Annotated in this window: 13 protein-coding genes; 8 read left to right on the top strand and 5 right to left on the bottom strand. The window is 73.4% G+C overall.

Translation table 11 applies throughout. The annotated features are described in order from the left end of the window. Positions 1-38: 38 nt before the first annotated feature. The 3 genes from ACFCXS_RS17230 to ACFCXS_RS17240 all read left to right on the top strand — a co-directional run bounded on the left by ACFCXS_RS17230 (position 39) and on the right by ACFCXS_RS17240 (position 5,916). Positions 39-1,031: a hypothetical protein gene (locus tag ACFCXS_RS17230; RefSeq protein WP_376644160.1), complete on the top strand. Its 993-nt coding sequence runs from the start codon at positions 39-41 to the stop codon at positions 1,029-1,031. Positions 1,032-1,117: 86 nt separating this feature from the next. Next, a complete protein-coding gene (locus ACFCXS_RS17235) occupies positions 1,118-2,974 on the top strand; it encodes an HSP90 family protein (RefSeq protein ID WP_376644161.1) in 1,857 nt (618 codons plus the stop codon). 2 nt (positions 2,975-2,976) lie between these two features. Next, complete coding sequence (locus tag ACFCXS_RS17240) at positions 2,977-5,916, top strand: hypothetical protein (protein WP_376644162.1); 2,940 nt, start codon at positions 2,977-2,979, stop codon at positions 5,914-5,916. Between the two features lie 65 nt (positions 5,917-5,981). Here ACFCXS_RS17240 and ACFCXS_RS17245 read toward each other — a convergent pair whose 3' ends face one another. After that, the gene (locus tag ACFCXS_RS17245) at positions 5,982-6,458 is read right to left on the bottom strand and encodes an SRPBCC family protein (RefSeq protein WP_376644163.1); all 477 of its coding nucleotides are present in this window, start codon (positions 6,456-6,458) and stop codon (positions 5,982-5,984) included. A gap of 179 nt (positions 6,459-6,637) precedes the next feature. On the opposite strand from ACFCXS_RS17245, the gene ACFCXS_RS17250 reads away from it, so the two are divergent. The 4 genes from ACFCXS_RS17250 to ACFCXS_RS17265 all read left to right on the top strand — a co-directional run bounded on the left by ACFCXS_RS17250 (position 6,638) and on the right by ACFCXS_RS17265 (position 12,858). After that, positions 6,638-7,168 carry a GNAT family N-acetyltransferase gene (locus ACFCXS_RS17250; RefSeq protein ID WP_376644164.1) on the top strand — a complete coding sequence of 177 codons (531 nt, stop codon included), beginning with the start codon at positions 6,638-6,640 and terminating at the stop codon, positions 7,166-7,168. Between the two features lie 16 nt (positions 7,169-7,184). Further along, complete coding sequence (locus ACFCXS_RS17255) at positions 7,185-7,388, top strand: hypothetical protein (RefSeq protein ID WP_376644165.1); 204 nt, start codon at positions 7,185-7,187, stop codon at positions 7,386-7,388. A gap of 207 nt (positions 7,389-7,595) precedes the next feature. Beyond that, positions 7,596-8,777 carry a Rieske 2Fe-2S domain-containing protein gene (locus ACFCXS_RS17260; RefSeq protein WP_376644166.1) on the top strand — a complete coding sequence of 394 codons (1,182 nt, stop codon included), beginning with the start codon at positions 7,596-7,598 and terminating at the stop codon, positions 8,775-8,777. 190 nt (positions 8,778-8,967) lie between these two features. After that, the gene (locus ACFCXS_RS17265) at positions 8,968-12,858 is read left to right on the top strand and encodes an XRE family transcriptional regulator (protein ID WP_376644167.1); all 3,891 of its coding nucleotides are present in this window, start codon (positions 8,968-8,970) and stop codon (positions 12,856-12,858) included. Positions 12,859-12,964: 106 nt separating this feature from the next. Here the strand turns inward: ACFCXS_RS17265 and ACFCXS_RS17270 are convergent, their stop codons facing one another. From ACFCXS_RS17270 to ACFCXS_RS17280, 3 genes are all read right to left on the bottom strand, one after another. Then, entirely contained in the window at positions 12,965-13,423 is a 459-nt protein-coding gene (locus ACFCXS_RS17270; protein ID WP_376644168.1) for a hypothetical protein, read from the bottom strand. 110 nt (positions 13,424-13,533) lie between these two features. Then, entirely contained in the window at positions 13,534-14,451 is a 918-nt protein-coding gene (locus tag ACFCXS_RS17275) for a hypothetical protein (protein WP_376644169.1), read from the bottom strand. A 233-nt stretch (positions 14,452-14,684) separates the two neighbouring features. After that, positions 14,685-15,524 (bottom strand): alpha/beta fold hydrolase, encoded by an 840-nt coding sequence (locus tag ACFCXS_RS17280; RefSeq protein WP_376644170.1) that lies wholly within the window; start codon positions 15,522-15,524, stop codon positions 14,685-14,687. A gap of 64 nt (positions 15,525-15,588) precedes the next feature. Here ACFCXS_RS17280 and ACFCXS_RS17285 point away from each other — a divergent pair, with 64 nt between their 5' ends. Further along, positions 15,589-16,068 (top strand): MarR family transcriptional regulator, encoded by a 480-nt coding sequence (locus ACFCXS_RS17285; protein WP_376644171.1) that lies wholly within the window; start codon positions 15,589-15,591, stop codon positions 16,066-16,068. A gap of 33 nt (positions 16,069-16,101) precedes the next feature. On the opposite strand, the gene ACFCXS_RS17290 is transcribed toward ACFCXS_RS17285, so the two are convergent. Next, entirely contained in the window at positions 16,102-16,512 is a 411-nt protein-coding gene (locus ACFCXS_RS17290) for an SRPBCC family protein (protein ID WP_376644172.1), read from the bottom strand. Between the last annotated feature and the right edge of the window lie 31 nt (positions 16,513-16,543).

A 16,543-nucleotide genomic window follows, 5' to 3' on the forward strand; every position in this document is an offset into this window, starting at 1 on the left:
GCACCGGAAGATCACGCGGGAGCAGGGGAGGGCGCGGCATGTTCGGCAAGCTGTTCGGTGGGGGCGGGGAGAGACCGACGGCGGATCCGCACGCCCTGCCCGTCTCGCGCAGGCAGAAGAACGGGACGTACCGACTGCGCGCACTCGGGGACGCCCGGGTACTCGCCCTGGTGGAAGCGGCCGACGCCGGTGACTGGGCGGCGGTCAAGGCCGCCCTCGCCCCCTTCGACCTCGGCAGCGAACAAGCTGTCCTGGGGCAACTGACCGATGTGGACGGTCTGGAGGAATGGATCGTCCGGGCCGCCGAGGAGGACGAGGACGACAAGGAACTCCGGGCGACCGCCCTGCTGATATCGGGTGCGCGCCACGTCGCCTGGGGCTGGGAAGCGCGTACGTCCGCCCGTGCCGTGGACGTCGGCCGCGACCAGTGGCAGACCTTCTACGAGCGGTTGCGCATCGCCGAGGAGCACCTGCTGGAGGCCGCCGAGCTGCGGCCCGACTGGGTCACACCGTGGCGCCATCTGCTCACCTCGGGACGCGGCATGTCCCTCGACGACAGCGTCCAGGAGGCCCGGCTCGCAGCCGGCCTGCGGCGTGATCCCCTGAACCTGGACCTCCACCTGGAGTGGGTGTCGCACCTCCAGCCCCGCTGGGGCGGAGAGCCGGGCCAGGCCCTCGAGTTCGCCAGGAAGGCCTTCGCCGGCGCGCCCGACGGGCACCGGCTCGGCTGCGCCGTCGCCATGGCGCACATCGAGGACTGGGTGGAGTCCGACCACCGCGACTGCCTGCAGCACCCGCGGATCCGGACCGAGTTGAGGGAAGCGGCCGAGCGCAGCATCCTGCATCACGCGTACGAGCGCCGCCTGGGCTGGCAGGGTGACTACAACATCTTCGCCATGGCCCTGTCGCTGGCGGGCAGCAGCACCGCCTCCAATGTCTTCCGCGAGCTGGAAGGCGTGTTCACCGAGTGGCCGTGGACCTTCATGGCGGACCCGCAGAAGGTGTACGCGCGCTTCCGCAAGGCCTTCTGAGCCGCCGGCCGCCCCGCCCCGGCCGTCCTCGGCCCGGTCCGCGGACCATCGCCCACCCCGCCGTTCCCTCCACCCCGGACTGCCCCATGCCGTTGCGTCACCACGCCACCGACCAGGCCGCCACCGACCGCACCTTCCAGGTCGACCTCCGCGGCCTGGTGGACCTCCTCTCCCACCACCTCTACTCCAGCCCCCGCGTCTACCTGCGTGAACTCATGCAGAACGCGGTGGACGCGCTGACCGCCCGGCACGCCCTCGAACCGGCCGCCCCCGCCGACGTTTTCGGCGTGCGCCTGTACGCCGACGGCTCGGTGGTACGTGTCGAGGACGACGGCGTCGGACTCACCGAGGCCGACGTGCACACCTTCCTCGCCACGATCGGCCGCAGCAGCAAGCGCGCCGAGCAGGTCGCCGAGCAACGCGCCGACTTCATCGGCCAGTTCGGCATCGGCCTGCTCTCCTGCTTCCTGGTCGCGGACGAGATCCAGGTCCTGAGCCGCTCCGCCCGCACCCCCGACGCACCCGCCGTGGAGTGGCGCGGGCGCGGCGACGGCAGCTACACCGTCCGCACCCTGCCCGCGTCCGCCCGCCCCCGGCCCGGCACCACGGTCACCCTGACGCCGCGCGCCGACGCGGGGGAGTGGACCCGGCCGGCGCAAGTGCACGCACTGGCCCGCCACTTCGGCTCTCTGCTGCGCCACCCGGTCACCTTCGACGACGGCACGGGCGGCCCGGAGCGCCCCGGCACGCCCGTCAATCCCGAGCCCGCCCCCTGGGCGCGTTCGTATGCCACGCCGGGGTCCCGCTCCCGGGCCCTGACCGCATACGGTGAGGAGGTCTTCGGCTTCAAGCCGCTGGACACCATCGAGCTGGACCTGCCCGTCGTGGGCCTGAAGGGCATCGCCTGCATCCTGCCCGAGACGGTGCCGGCCGGGCGCAACCACGGCCACCGTGTGCACGTCAAGGGCATGCTGCTGTCCGAGCAGGCCGAGGAGATCCTGCCCGACTGGGCGTTCTTCGTCCGCTGTGTCGTCGACGCCGAGAGCCTGCGCCCCACGGCGTCCCGCGAGTCCCTCTACGAGGACGCCACCCTCGCCGCCGTCCGCGACGCCCTCGCCGAGCGGCTGCGCGACTGGATCGCCCGGACCGCGGCCGGCGACCCGGACCTGCTCGGCCGCTTCCTCCAGGCCCACCACCTGGCCGTGAAGTCCCTCGCCGTGCACGACGACGAGATCCTGCGGATGCTGCTGCCCTGGCTGCCGTTCGAGACCACCGACGGGCACTGCACCCTGGACGAGTTCGCCCGCACCCACCGCACCGTGCTGGTGACGTCGAGCGTGGAGGAGTTCCGTCAGGTCGCCGCGATCGCCTCGGCCGCCGGGCTCGGTGTCGTCAACGGCGGCTACACCTACGACCGTGAACTGGTCCACCGGCTGCCCGAGATCAGGCCCGGGGCCACCGTCGCCGACCTCGACCCGGCGACCCTGACCGCCCACCTCGACCCCGTCGACCGGGAGACGGAGCTCGCCGCCGCGGCCTATCTCGCGCAGGCCCGTGACGCCCTGGCCGTCTTCGACTGCGACGTCGCCCTGCGCACCTTCCAGCCCGTCTCCGCGCCGGCCCTGCTCATCGACAGCCGCGAGGCCCGGCACGAACGCACCCGCTCCCAGCTCGCCCGTGAGCAGGAGGGCGGCCTGTGGGGCGACATCCTCGGCGCCCTGCGCCACGAGGCACCGCGGGCCCAGCTGATCCTCAACCAGCTCAATCCGCTGGTCCGCACCGCCGTCGCCATCGACGAGCCCGAACTGGCCCGCACCAGCGCCGAAGCCCTGTACGGACAGGCCGCGATGCTCTCCCGGCGCCCCCTCAGGCCCGCCGAATCGAGCCTCATCAACCGCTCCTTCCTCGACTTGCTCGCCCACGCCCTCCGCAAGGACAGCTGACGATGCCCACCGCACCCCATCCCCAGAACACCGACGAGCTGTACCGGGCGCTCCAGGAGAACCAACGGCGTCCCTACGGCCGCACCCGCACCGTCACCGCCGAGGAACTCGTCGACGCCGCAGAGCAGTTCGCGCAGCCCCTGCCGCTCTTCCGCACCCTCCTCGAACTCCAGGAGGCGTACACCTACGGTTCCGAACCCCGGAAGTCGCCCGTCGTCTTCGCGCGTCTGCTCACCCTCTTCGACGAGCAGCCCGACGTTTTCGACGAGTCCCTGCGCCATCTGTTGTTCTGGCGGTTCAAGTGGGTGTCCAACGCCCTGCGCGCCCTGCCCGAGATACCGCTGACCAGCCTGCGCCAGTGGCTGACCGAGATGCGCGACCGCTACGAGCGGGCCGGCCTCGGCCTCCAGCCCTACTACGGGGAGGCGTACCAGCTCGCCGTCCACATCGGTGAGGACACCGCCCTCGCCTACGAGTTGTGGGCCGCCCGCACCCGCACCCGGCTCAGCGACTGCGAGGCCTGTGAGATCTGCCGACGCGCCCGCCACCACCTGGCCGCCGGCGACGACGAGCACGCCCTGCGCGTCTGGGAGCCCGTCCTGGCCGGCAAGGAGTCCTGCCAGGAAGAGCCCGCCCGCTCCCTGTCGTACGCGCTGCTGCCTCTGCTGCGCACCGGGCACGCCGAGCGGGCCCGCGAACTGCACCTCGCCGGCTACCGCGGCTGCCGCCGCAACCCCTCGATGTCCGGGGAGGTCGGACGGCACCTGGAGTTCTGCGCGCTGACCGGCAACGAGGCCCGCGGCCTGGAGCTGCTCGCCGAGAACCGGAACCTGTTCGACGAGGTCGACTCGCCCCTCGACCAGCTCGACTTCCTCACCGGCGTGGAGGTCCTCCTCCAGCGCGTCGAACTCCTCGGCCACGGCGAGCTGCCCGCCGCCGGTCACGCGGGCCGCACCTGGACCGCCGCCGCCCTGCGCGCCGAGGTGCGAAGCCGCGCCGACGACCTCGCCGCCCGCTTCGACGCGCGCAACGGAACCACGGCCCACACCGACCGCCGCAGGGACCGTCTGGACCGCGTCCCGCTCCTGGACACCCTGGAGCTGACCCTGCGCACCCGCAGCCTCGACGACGTGACCCCGGCCGCCCCCGCCGCCCCGGCGGCCGTCCGCCCGGCCCCCGCCGTTCCCGAAACGCTCGCCGACCTCGTCCTGCGCGCACGGACGCTGGACGAGCAGGGCCACCCCGACGCGCGGGCCTGCTGGGCGCGGCTGCGCACACTCGTCGCCGCCCGCGGCTACACCCACCCCGACGACCCGGCCGTGGGACCGGTCGGCCGGCTGCGCGCGGACCTGCTGGCGGAAGAGGCGAACCGGGCCCACGAGAAGGACCGGTTCACCGACGCCGCCGCACTGAACGACGAGGCCGCGGGCCTGTACGACGACGCCGGCGAGCCGGGCGAAGCCGCGCTCGCCCGGGCCCGCGTCCTGCTCGCGAACGCCGAGATCCTCGCGGAGGGCGCCGACGGACCGGAGGCGAAGGCCGCCGCCCTCACCGACGCCCACGCGGCCCTGGTCCGCACGCACGCGCAGACACCCGGCCTGACCCCGCACCAGGAGGCACGCCTGCTGCGGCTGAGGGCGACCGCGCTCGCCCTGCGTCTGCAGACGACCCGCAGCCAGGAACACGCCGCGCCGGTCTTCGCCGAGGCGGACCTGCTCCGCGAGTTCGCCGCCCGGCACGACATCGCCGGGCAGATCTCGGGCGCACACATGCTGCGGGCCACCGCGTACGCCGTCTCCGGCGACCTGCCCGCGGCGGTCACCGAGACCGACGCCCTCCTGGACCGGCTGACGGCGCACGGCCCCGCCTGGCACCTGCCCCGCACGCTCGGACTGCGCGGCAGGATCCGGCTCGTCCTCCAGGACGCCCAGGCCGCGTACACCGATCTGGCCGAGGGCCTGCGGCTGGCCGCCGACCGGCCCGCCGACGCGGTCGGCACCACCCGCCTGCACGCCGACCTGGCCGAGGCCTGCATGCACCTGGGCCGACCCGAGGAGGCGCTGCGGCACCTGACGCGCGCGGCGGAGCTGGACCTGCGGCACGGCAACCGGACCGACGCGTACTGCACCTACAGCAACGCCGCCCAGCTCAGTCTCGACCTGGGCCGCGTCGAGGACTGCATCGCGCTGCTCGACTCCCTGCTGGCCGAGCCGGACGTGGCCGCCGGAGAGCTGGACGACCGGCTCGTGGCCCAGCTGCGACTGACCCGCGCCCGTGCACTGCACACGGGGGAGGACCTCAAGGCCGCCACGGCCGAGCTCGTCGCGCTCGCGGCCGAGTCGGCCGGCTGGGACGACGACCGGGGCAGCCACGCCATGATCGCCGCGGAGACGGCCGTACTGCTCGCCGAGTCCGGTGAGTTCGGCCGGGCCCGGGAGGCCGCGGACCAGGCGCTCGCCGCCCACGCCGAGGACCCGCGCTACGAGTACCTCAGCAACTCCCTGCGCGAACTCGCCCGTCTGCAGGCGCAGCAGCAGGGCGCGGACGGGCTGCCCGACGCCCTCGCCGTTCTCGCCGACGCCGGCCGGGTCGCCGACGAGGCCCGCACCGCCGGGTACGAGGCCCAGGGCCGCTCCCTGGACACGGCCCTGGCCTACGAACACGGGCGGGTCAACGCCTTCGCCGGCGCGTACGAGGACGCTCTGGCGGCTCTGGACAAGGCACTGACGCTGCTCGGCGAGCCGGGGCGGGACGACGACCGGGCCGGCGAGTGGGCCGAGTGCGTGCGCCTCGCGGGTGTCGTGGAGGGCCTCTATCTGGAGCGCCCCGCCCCCGCCCTCACCCGGCTGGACGCGGCCGTCGTCCGCCTGACAGCCCTGGGGCACACCGAGGAGACGGAGGCGCTGACGTCACTGGCGGGCCGGCTGCGCGACGAGGAGTGAGCGCGGGGCCGGGGGCGGGGCGGGTCGCTGCCCCGCCCCGGCCGTTCCGCCACCCTCCGCCGTTCTCAGCCGCTGCGGGCGCGCCGCGGTACGCCACCGACGCTGTCGCGGTGCTCGCGCACGGCGATCCGGGCCAGTTTCGTCAGCATCATGCCGTTGCGGATCGAGACGAGGTAGTCCACCGGGAGCCCGTGCATCCGGGTGCCGGGGCCGCGCAGGGGATGCCAGTCGAGAACGAAGAGCGTGTTCTCACCCCAGGGAATCAGGTTCATGGCGATGCGGGCCGCGCCGAAGGGGTCCGCCTTGGCTTCCAGTTCCAGACGGCGGCCCGGCTCGCAGATGCGTACGACGCAGGTGTCGTCCAGCACCAACGGGCCCAGACCCACCCGGACTTGCAGACGGGCGCCCACTGCCGGCCAGTGCGGGTCGGTGGCCGTGACCTGCTGCGTGCCGGAGACCCACTCACCGTAGCGATGGCCCTCGGACAGCAGGTCCCAGACCTCGGACGGCGAGCTCAGGATCAACCGGCGGTTCCGGGCCACACCGACCACGCTCCTCGTCTCCGGGGGAACCGGCGCCGCGCCGCCCTGTCCGTCGCGGAACACCTCCCCGCACACCAGGGGGGCCGCACGACTCCGGCACCCGCAGAGCAACGCGCGTTGGCGGATCGAGGGGCGATATTCGCTCGTCGCGGGCCCTGGGCGGCGCTCATACTGACGCGGTGGATCCAGTGACACTTGAGACCGGGCGCCTGGTGCTGAGGGCTTTCGAGCCGGGCGACGTGGAGGCGGTGCACGACGCCTGCCAGGACGAGGACATCCAGTTCTACACACCGGTGCCCGTGCCCTTCGCACGGCAGGACGCCGAGAAGAGGGTCCTCGACGAGTGGCCCGAGGGCTGGGCCGCCGACAAGGACTACGTCCTCGGGGCGTTCCGCAAGGACAGTGCCGCGCTCGTCGGCTCGTACTGTCTGACCAAGGTGAGCGCGGGCGTCTACGAACTCGGCTACTGGGCGGTCAAGGAGCAGCGCGGCCGAGGCTATTCGGTCGAGGCCGCGCGAGCTCTGTGCGACTGGGGGTGGGCCACGCTCGACGTCCACCGCATCGAATGGTGGGCCATGACCGGCAACACCGGATCGCGCGCCGTGGCCGAACGGCTGGGCTTCACCGTCGAAGGGACGCTGCGCAGCCGCGGCATCGCCAACGACGGCAGGCCGCACGACTGGTGGGTCGGCGGACTCGTGCGGGACTGACGTGGAGCGCGTGGCTGTGCGCAGACCACCGCGGGCCGACCACCGCGCGCCGACTCACGCGTTCTGCCTGCACGTGCCGTTCGAGCAGAGCCTGGTCCGTCGTGCCGGCGAGCCGATCGCGGACGAGGCCGGCGAGACGCAGCTGCGCGAGCGGTACCGGGCACCGGATCCGCTGCCCGGCGGCATCGAGACCGTCATCCGTGCCGACGCCACCCTGTAGCAGACCGTGACCGCATCATGCTCGGCACGGGTCTGTCCGGTCTGCCCGGGACCGGCCGCCGGCCCGACTCACCCGTCCGTACGCGCCGGGCAGGGCGTGCGCGGTGCGGCGCGGCGAGGATGGGCGGTGCCGGGTGCCCGCACCGGCAGCCGGGTGCTGCCTGACGGGACGTGCGGCTGTCACTGCCCGTACGCGTGAGGGAGAGGTATGACGGAGACCCACGAGGCCGGGGCCCTGACCGCCGGGCGCGAGTGGCCGGCGGCGCACCGTGACCCGCGTACCGGCATGGTCGATCTCCGGCGCGTCGGGGCCGACCCGGACTTCTGGTATCCGGTCGCCGTGTCGAAGAGCGTACGGCGCGAGCGGGCGTTCGCGGCGGCGTTCGCCGGCGAGCGCATCGCGCTGTACCGCGGGCACAGCGGCACCGTGTACGCGCTGGAGGACCGGTGCGCCCACCGGCAGGTGCCGTTGAGCACGGGTGTCGTGGAGGGCGAGACACTCCGCTGCTGCTATCACGCCTGGGCCTACCGCGGCGACGGCCGCATCTCGCAGATCCCGTACCTCTCCAAAGGCGACGGCCGGCCCCCGCGCGGCGTGCGCTGCTACCCCGTGCGGGAGGCCTACGGCCTGGTCTTCGTGTTCCCCGGCGACCCGGACAAGGCGGCCGCGACCCCGCTGCCCGACCTGCCGGCGTACGGCTCGCCCCGGTACCGGACGATGACCTACTCCAGGACCGTGCGCTGCCACTACTCGTTCATGCACGAGAACCTGCTCGACATGAACCACCAGTTCCTGCACCGGGGCGTGGTCGGGAGGCTCCACCCCGAGCTGCTCGACTCGCGCGCCGACGAGCGGTCGGTGGAGGCGAGGTACCTGTTCAGCCACGCCGGGGGCAAGCGGAACCGCGGGGCCGGCCTGCTGGCCGCCGAGGGGATCGGCGGCAACGACTCCCGCGACGTCATGACGATCCGTACCGACTACCCGTACCAGACCCTCGACCTGGTCCCGGAGAACGCGGAGCGGCCGGCCTTCCGCCTCTGGGTCGCCTACGTGCCCGAGGACGCCGAACAGCGCCGCTGCCACACCTTCGGCCTGCTCATGATCGAGAAGCCGCGCGTGCCCGGTGCTCTGCACTTGGCCTGGCCCCTCATCAGGCGTTTCACCGAACGGGTGTTCGCCGAGGACCGGATGGCCGTCGAGGCGGAGCAGCGGGCCTGGGACGAGCAGGGCGGTGACCGTAACCGCGAGGTGTTCTCCCTGATCCTGGACGTCCGCGAGGTGCTGCGCGCCAACGGCGTCCCCATCCGCACCGGGGCCGCCGCGTGCGGCGCCGCCTCGGTGTGCAACGGGCATGACCGCGGCCCGGCGGGGGTGCCGGACACCCCCTAGTCGTGCTGTTGGGAGAGGTTGGTGACGCGGCGCTCCATGCGGCCGTTGGTGTCGGGGCCGCGTCGGTGTTCGGCGCGAGGCCGGCTGTCGGCGTGCTCTCCGGCTGGCGCGTAATGACCGTTTCCGGGTGACCCCCGCCCGGCCATGCTCCATGAGACAGATGTGGGCCCGGTGCATGAGGGGGACTTGGGTGCCGCGCAGAGAGCGTCCGCTGGACGTGGGGGAGAGTTCGTTGCTCAAGTTCGCCGCCGATCTGCGCCGACTACGGCAGAAGGCGGGCAGCCCGACCTACCGGAACCTGGCCGAGCGGGCGCACTACTCGGCGGCGACACTGTCCGAGGCGGCCGCGGGGCGCCGACTGCCCACGCTGTCCGTCGCCCTGGCCTACGTCGAGGCGTGTGACGGCGATGTACGCCAGTGGAAGCAGCGGTGGCAGGAGGTCGCGGCCGAGCTGGCCGCCGCCGGCAGCGAGGCGGAGGGAGCCGAGCGGGACCGACCGGGCGACGGTACCGGCGAGGTCGCCCCGTACCGCGGACTGGCGGCGTTCGAAGCGGAGGACGCCGACTGGTTCTTCGGACGGGAGCGACTGGTCGACACGGTGACGGCCCAGCTGGAGAAGAGCCGGTTCGTCGCGGTGTTCGGCGCCTCGGGGTCGGGCAAGTCCTCCCTGCTGCGCGCGGGTGTCGTACCGCGCTGGCAGACGGCACACGGCCGGCGGCGAACGGTGGTGCTCGTGCCCGGCGCGCACCCGTTGCGGACGAGCACGGCCGCTCTGGTCCCGTCTGCCGCGCGTTCGGCCGAGACCCAGCACGTCGATTCCGCCTCCGGCGACCAGGCCCTGCACCGGGCGGTGCGGCAAGCGCTGGCCGACCAGGGCGACGGCGCGGAACTGCTGCTGGTCGTGGACCAGTTCGAGGAGGTCTTCACGCTGTGCCGGGAGAGCGGCGAACGGGCCCGCTTCATCCGGGCGCTGGCCGCGGCCGCGCACGCCGAGGACAGCCGTTGCCGGGTGGTGCTGGGCGTGCGTGCCGACTTCTACCCGCACTGCACCCGTCATCCGGAACTGTCGGAGGCGTGCGGGGGCGCCCAGGTCGCCGTGGGTCCGCTGACGACCGACGAACTGCGCCGGGCGATCACCGGGCCCGCCGTCCGTGCCGGGTGCACGCTGGAGGGAGCGCTGCTCGCGGAGCTGGTGGCTCACACACACGACCGGGTGGGCGTCCTGCCTCTGCTGTCGCACGCCTTGCTGGAGACCTGGCGGCGCCGACGGGGCAACACGCTGACGATGACGGGATTCCAGGCCGCGGGGGGAATCGAAGGCGCCCTGGCACGTACGGCCGAGAGCGTCTACACCGGCCTGACCGCGTCCGGACAGCGGATCGCCAAGGGGGTGTTCCTGCGCCTGTGCGCGCTGGGGGAGGGCACCGAGGACACCAAGCGGCGTATCACCCGGGACGAGGTGGACGGCACCGACCCCGGCACCGCGGTGACCCTGGAACGGCTGGCCGCGGCACGACTGCTGTCCCTGGACCAGGACAGTGTCGAGATCAGCCATGAGGCACTGATCCGCTGCTGGCCCCGCCTGCGCGACTGGCTCGCCCAGGACCGCGACAGTGTGCGGGTCCACCGCCTGCTCACCGAAGCCGCCCAGGCCTGGGTATCGGTCGGCCGGGACCCCGAGGTCCTGCTCCGCGGGTCGCGCCTGGCCCTGGTCGCCGAGTGGTCCGCCGGTGCCCCGCGAGACATGAGCGCTCTGGAGCGCGAGTTCCTCGAGGCCTCCCGGGCCGCCGACCTGGCCGAACAGGCCGCCGCACGACGGCGGGTGCGGCGCATGCGCCGTCTGATCGCGCTGCTCAGCCTTCTGCTCGCCCTGGCGAGCATCGCCACGGTCGTCGCCGTCCGAGCCCAGCACAGAGCCGACCAGCAACGGGACATCGCCACCTCCCGGCGGGTCGCCGAGCAGGTCCGCACGCTGCGGTCGGCCGACCCCGCCCTGGCGCTGCAGTTGTCGCTGGCCGCCTATCGGCTGTCGCCCACGGTCGAGGCTCGCAGCAGCCTGCTCAGTGCCTTCACCACCCCGTACGCCACCGAACTGGCCGGCCACCGGGGTGACGTGCCCGTGCTGTTCAGCCCGGACGGCCGTCTCCTGGCCACCGGCCACGCCGGGGGAGTACGGCTGTGGGACGCCACCCGCCCGCACCGGCCGCGGGCCCTCGGCACGGTACCCGCTGTCCAGGGCAGTCCCGTTCTCACGGAAGGCACGCGTGCCACGGCCTTCAGCCCGGACGGCCGTCTGCTCCTCGCCGGCGGGGGGCCCGCCGGCCCGAAGGCGACGGACGGGGCCGCCACGGTGCAGCTCTGGGACATCACCGATCCCCGGCGCCCCCGGCGGCTGTCGACCCGTCACACCGGCGTCCCGCTCTCGGCGGCCTTCAGCCCGGACGGCCGCACCCTGGCGACCGCCGGACAGGACGGCGTCCTGCGCCTGTGGTCTTCCTCGCGGCGGCACGGTCTGCGGCCGATGGCCGGTCTGCGTCCGGCGAAGGGCGGGTCCGGAGGGCACGTCACGGGCGACGGCCGTCCGACGTCTGTCGCCTTCAGCCCGGACGGCCGTACGCTGGCCGCCGGGAGCACCGACCGCACCGTCCGCCGGTGGGACGTCACCCGCCCTCGCCGTCCGCGGCCGTTGCCGCCGCTGCGAGGACACCGCGGCGTCGTCGCGTCCGTGGCCTTCAGCCCCGACGGTCGCACCCTGGCGGCCGGCGGCTGGGACCACACCGTACGTCTCTGGGCGGTCACCGACCGCCGGAGCTCGCCCCGGGCGGCCACCCTGAGGGGGCACACGGACAAGGTCCACGCGGTCGCCTTCAGCCCCGACGGACACAGTCTCGCCTCGGGAGGTGTGGAAGGGGTACGGCTGTGGAGCCTGCACGGTGCCGGCCGCCCCTATCAGGCGGAGCACCTGACGGGGCACAACGGGGCGGTGAAGTCCGTGGCGTTCGCACCGGACGGCGCCACCCTGGCCTCCGGCAGCCAGGACGGCACCGCGCGGCTGTGGGACCTGGCCACCGACACCCTTGCCGCGCACAGCAGTTCGGTCTACGGGGTGGCGGTCGCCCCGCGGGGCGGCGTGCTGGCGTCGGCCAGCTATGACGGCACCGTCCGCCTGTGGTCGACAACGCGCCCCCGCGCCGTACACGAACTCGCGTCGCTCGCCGGGCACACGGCCGCGGTCAACGCGCTCGCCTTCACCGCCGACGGCGAGACCCTGATCTCGGGGAGCCTGGACGGCACGGCCCGCCTGTGGTCCGTGACCGATCCACGTCGGCCCCGTTTCCTGGCCGCTCTCAGGGCGCACGGCGCGGTCGACGCGGTCGCCATCAGTCCCGACGGCCGCGTGGCGGTGACCGCCGACGACGAGGGCGCCCGCCTGTGGAACATCACCGACCCGCACCGCCCGCGTTCGCGGGCCCTCCTGCCCGGCACGGCGGAATCGGTGGCCTTCGCGCCGGACGGTCGCAGCCTGGCCTGCGGAGGTGCGGACGGCGTCATCCGGCTGTGGGCGCTCACCTCGTCCCTGCCGTCGCGGAGCCCGGGCCTGCTCCGGGGACACACGCAGGTCGTCAAATCCCTCGCCTTCCGCGGCGACGGCCGGATGCTGGTCTCCGCGAGCGACGACCGCACGGCACGGTTGTGGCCCCTGGCCCACGGCCGGTTCCGGGGCCGCTCCACCGAACTCACCGGACATGCCGAGCCCTTGCACGCGGTCGGCTTCAGCCCCGACGGCCAGACGCTGGCGACCGCGGGCAACGACGACACGGTGCGTCTGTGGAAGATGCCGGCCGCGCGGGCTCCCGAGGAGTTCGCGACGCTGACCGGCCACGCGGGAGACGTCAACGCCGTCGCCTTCACCGCCGACGGCCGCACCCTGGCCACCGGCTCCAACGACCACACGGTGCGACTGTGGGACCCCGAACCCGAACGGGTCTCCGCCCGCGTGTGCCGGACCGCCCGCCCGCACCTCACCCGCGACCAGTGGTACCAGCACCTCCCGGAGGCGCCCTATCGGGCGCCGTGCTGATCGCTGATCGGCTGCGCGGGACGATCGCCAGGGAGTACGGGAAGACGTTGTCAGGTGCTGCGGGCCGCCGCGACGAGCGGCCCGCAGACCTCGTCACGTCAGACGGCTACAGGTTCGTCCACCGGTGGGAGGCGATGTTGTTGTTGATCGACTGGCCCGCTCCGGTACCCGTCCCCGCGTCGAACGGGTACGGAGCGAGGTCGGGAATCGCGACACCGTTGTAGACGCCCCGTCGCGCGCCGGTGTAGTTCGGGCCGTAGTACACCCAGACGTCGTCCAGGTTCCCGGGGTACCCGTTGTTCCACAGGGAGGAGACCTGGTTGCGGCAGGTTCCCCAGTCCGCGGAGTTGCCGACGTAACCCCTGCAGTAGTTGGCGTAGTTGGTGTCGCGGTACAAGTGGAGGTTGCCGTCGGCCTGGACGCCCGCGGGTACGGTCGGGACGGCTGACGCGGACGTGGTCCGGGAGGTGCCGGGGGCCGCCGCGTGGGCGGTGACGGCGGGAAGGAGCCCGGTGCCCAGGGCGACCAGGGCCGTCCCCAGGACGAGCGAACGTGATACGCGCATGACGATGCCTTTCACGGTGGTGTGAATCGGCCGCGCTGTACGGCCGTTCCCGGTTTCCTGTGCATGGGTGGAGCGGGTGACGCCTTCTCTTTTCGCCCCGCCCCGACGGGTCAGCGCGTGTCGCCGATGACCTCGTCGGCCCGGGGAAGGGCTCCCAGCTGAAGCCGTTGCGCTGCGTCCAGCTCGGAGCGGTACTGGTGGCGAAGCCGGATCGTGTACGTCCGGTCCAACGCCTGTGCCGTACGGGCCAGGCCGCTGTCGGCGGCACAGCGGGCCTCGGCCACGGCGAGGCGGATCTCCTGCCGCGGTGCGAGCGCGGGTTCGCCCGGGCCCGGCAGCGCCTCCTCGCGCAACTGAGCCGGGCCGGCGTAGGGATGGCCGGCGGCGCGCATGCAACGAGCCCACTGCTTGACGGCCCGCCCGAAGGCCGGATCGGCCATGACGCGCTTGCGGCGCACCTCAGGGAGCGAATCCTGCGCCACCTCGGCCTGGAACCAGGCCGCCAGATCGCCGTAGAGGACGCGGTCGGCCTGCGACTGACAGCCTTCGGTGCTGCGTCGCAGCACCATGCCGTCGAGCGTGCGAGCGGTGACGCCGTTCGGGTCCCGGCCGTTGGCCGCACGCAACGCCTGCGCCCGGCGATCGGGGGGCAGGGAGCGGAAGTACCGCTGGTTGACGTCCTTCTCGCGCATCCGGGCCATCTCGCGCTGGATGTCGCTGCCGTAGCCGTGTCTGCGGGCCCAGGCGACATCGTCCACCACATAGGGGAACTCCTTGGCCTGCGGTACGGGATCGCGCGGCACAGGGTGGTACTCGAAGCCGTGTTCCCGCATACAGGTGCGCAGCAAGAGCTGTTCCGCCCGGTGGAGCCGGTTCTTCTCCTGAGCCGTGAGGGCCCGTACGGCGGCGCCGTCGGCCTTTCCGGCGTCCGGCGGCCGTTGTTCCCCCGCGGCGATCACGGCGCCCGCGGCCACACAGCCGAGCGCCACCGCGAGGAGCGTCCCCCGTTTCACCCCGCGCCTTGTCATGACCACCCCGCCCCCCTCCAGGCGGACCCCGGTCGGTGCCCGCCGACCAAGGGATAGCGGTCCTGGTTGTTCGACGTCGGCCGGAGCGGGCTGAACAAACAGACTCCGAACAAGAACCCGGGCAGCGTGGGCTCTGACCTGCTCGTGCCGGGCCGCTCATGTGCGGGATGCCGGTGCCGTCCGAGACCGGGCCCGAGCCGCACCAGGGGTGCGAACACGGCCCCGAGGGGCGTTCAGGCGAAGAACTCCCGCAGCAGCCGGTTGAGTTCGGCGGGCCGCTCGGTGGGCAGGGAGTGGTGGGAGGCGCCGGGCAGCGTGACGACGCTCGCCGAGGGCAGGAGCCGGCGCGCGGCGGCCGCCGCACGCGACGGATCGTGGGCACGGCTGCGTTCCGCCAGGACCACCAGGGTCGGGACGGTGCACGCCGCCAGTTCCCGCGCCTCGGGGCGCCGCATGGCCACGACCTTCGACCGGCGGGCGGCGGCGGTGCTCCCCAGGAACGCCCGCCACACCGGATCCTCGGGGTCACGGCCGGTCTCCCACCGGTGAAAGGCGCGCACCCGCTCGGCGCTGGGCCTGAGCAGCATCGGCAGGGCGTGCGCGAGGTAGCGCGGGCTCATGCCGGTGAAGCAGTTGACCGGGTCGAGCAGGGCGAGCCTGCCGAGCCGACGCGGCGCGTGCAGCGCGTGACGGAGGGCGATCCAGGCGCCGTAGGAGTGGCCGCACAGGTGCGCGCCGTCCAGGTTCAGCGCGTCGAAGAGGGCGTCGAGCCAGGCCGTCAGGTCCGCTGCGCCGCGCAGCGGTGCTCCGTCGTGGACGCTGCGGCCGATGTCGCCCATGAGGTCGACGGCATGGACGCGATGGGCGGGGGCCAGGGCCGCGACGGTGGCGAACCAGGCGGTCGAGGTGGTTCCGCCGCCGGGCAGCAGGACGAGCGGGGTGCCGTCCTCGCGCCCGCTGATGTGGACTCGGGTGCTGCCGTAGGGGGTGGGGACGTCGACGGCGTGCACGTCCTCGGGCCACCGTCGCAGGACGTCGTCGTACGCCCTGGAGAACGCTGCCGTGTCATCCATGTCCCCGCCCCATTCGGCTCGATCACCGATACTCTCGACAAACAAGATATTAGGGGAGTGAAGCATGGACGACCAGGATCCCGGGCTGCGCATGGTGCATCTGCTGCGGGCCGTGACGATGGAACTGGACCTGTTCGCGGCCGAGTTCGCGGGCCGCAACGGGCTTCATCCCACGGACGTACGGGCGTTGATCCATCTGCTGGACGCCGGCCGCGAGGGTGTGCGCGCCACCCCGGGGTGGCTGGGCGCGCGGTTGGGAGTGAACTCGGCTTCGACCACGGCCCTGGTCGACCGGCTGGAGCGACTGGAGCTGGTGCGCCGGGAACGGGACACCGAGGACCGCCGGCGCGTGCTGCTGGTCGTGCGGGCCGAGGCCGTCCGGCTGGGCTGGTCCTTCTTCGGGCCGCTGATCCACGAGATGGTCGGCTCGATGCGGTCCTTCGACGAAGCGGAGCTGGCCGTGGTCCGGCGTTTCCTGCTGTCCATGCGGGACGTCGCCGCGGCCGGGCGACGCGCCCAGCGGGACGCCTCCGCGGGGGAATGACTTCCCGCCCTGCTTCGCGCGTGCCGCGGCGGGTCAGCCGGCGTGGTCGACGTGCAGCCGCACCTGCTCCTCCAGCCGTCGCAGGCTGCTGTCCAGGGCGTCGGTGGCGGCCCGCTCGCCCGGGTCGTGACGGTCGTCGAGGAACGACAGGTGCACGGTCACCTCACTGGCTCCGCCGTCGAGCCCGGCGACCTGCAGCCAGCCCGCGTAGCCGCCCTGCTCACGGGTGCCCCACTCGAGCCGCATCTGTTCCGGCCGGGCCCGCAGCACGGCGTCGGTGTCCTCGTCGGTGCGGTCCTCGTGCACGGTGACGGCCGGGAGATCCCCGGCCTCCACGTGCAGGGCCTGCGGCAGCCAGCTGTCCAGCCGTCCGACGTTCGCGGCCTGGTCGAAGACGTGCTCGGGCTGTGCGGGCATCGTGCGGGAACGCTCGTACTCGGTCATCGCCTCACCGGCCTCACCTCGGGGGTCCTGG

This window comes from Streptomyces sp. NPDC056373 (assembly GCF_042262425.1).
GTDB lineage: Bacteria > Actinomycetota > Actinomycetes > Streptomycetales > Streptomycetaceae > Streptomyces.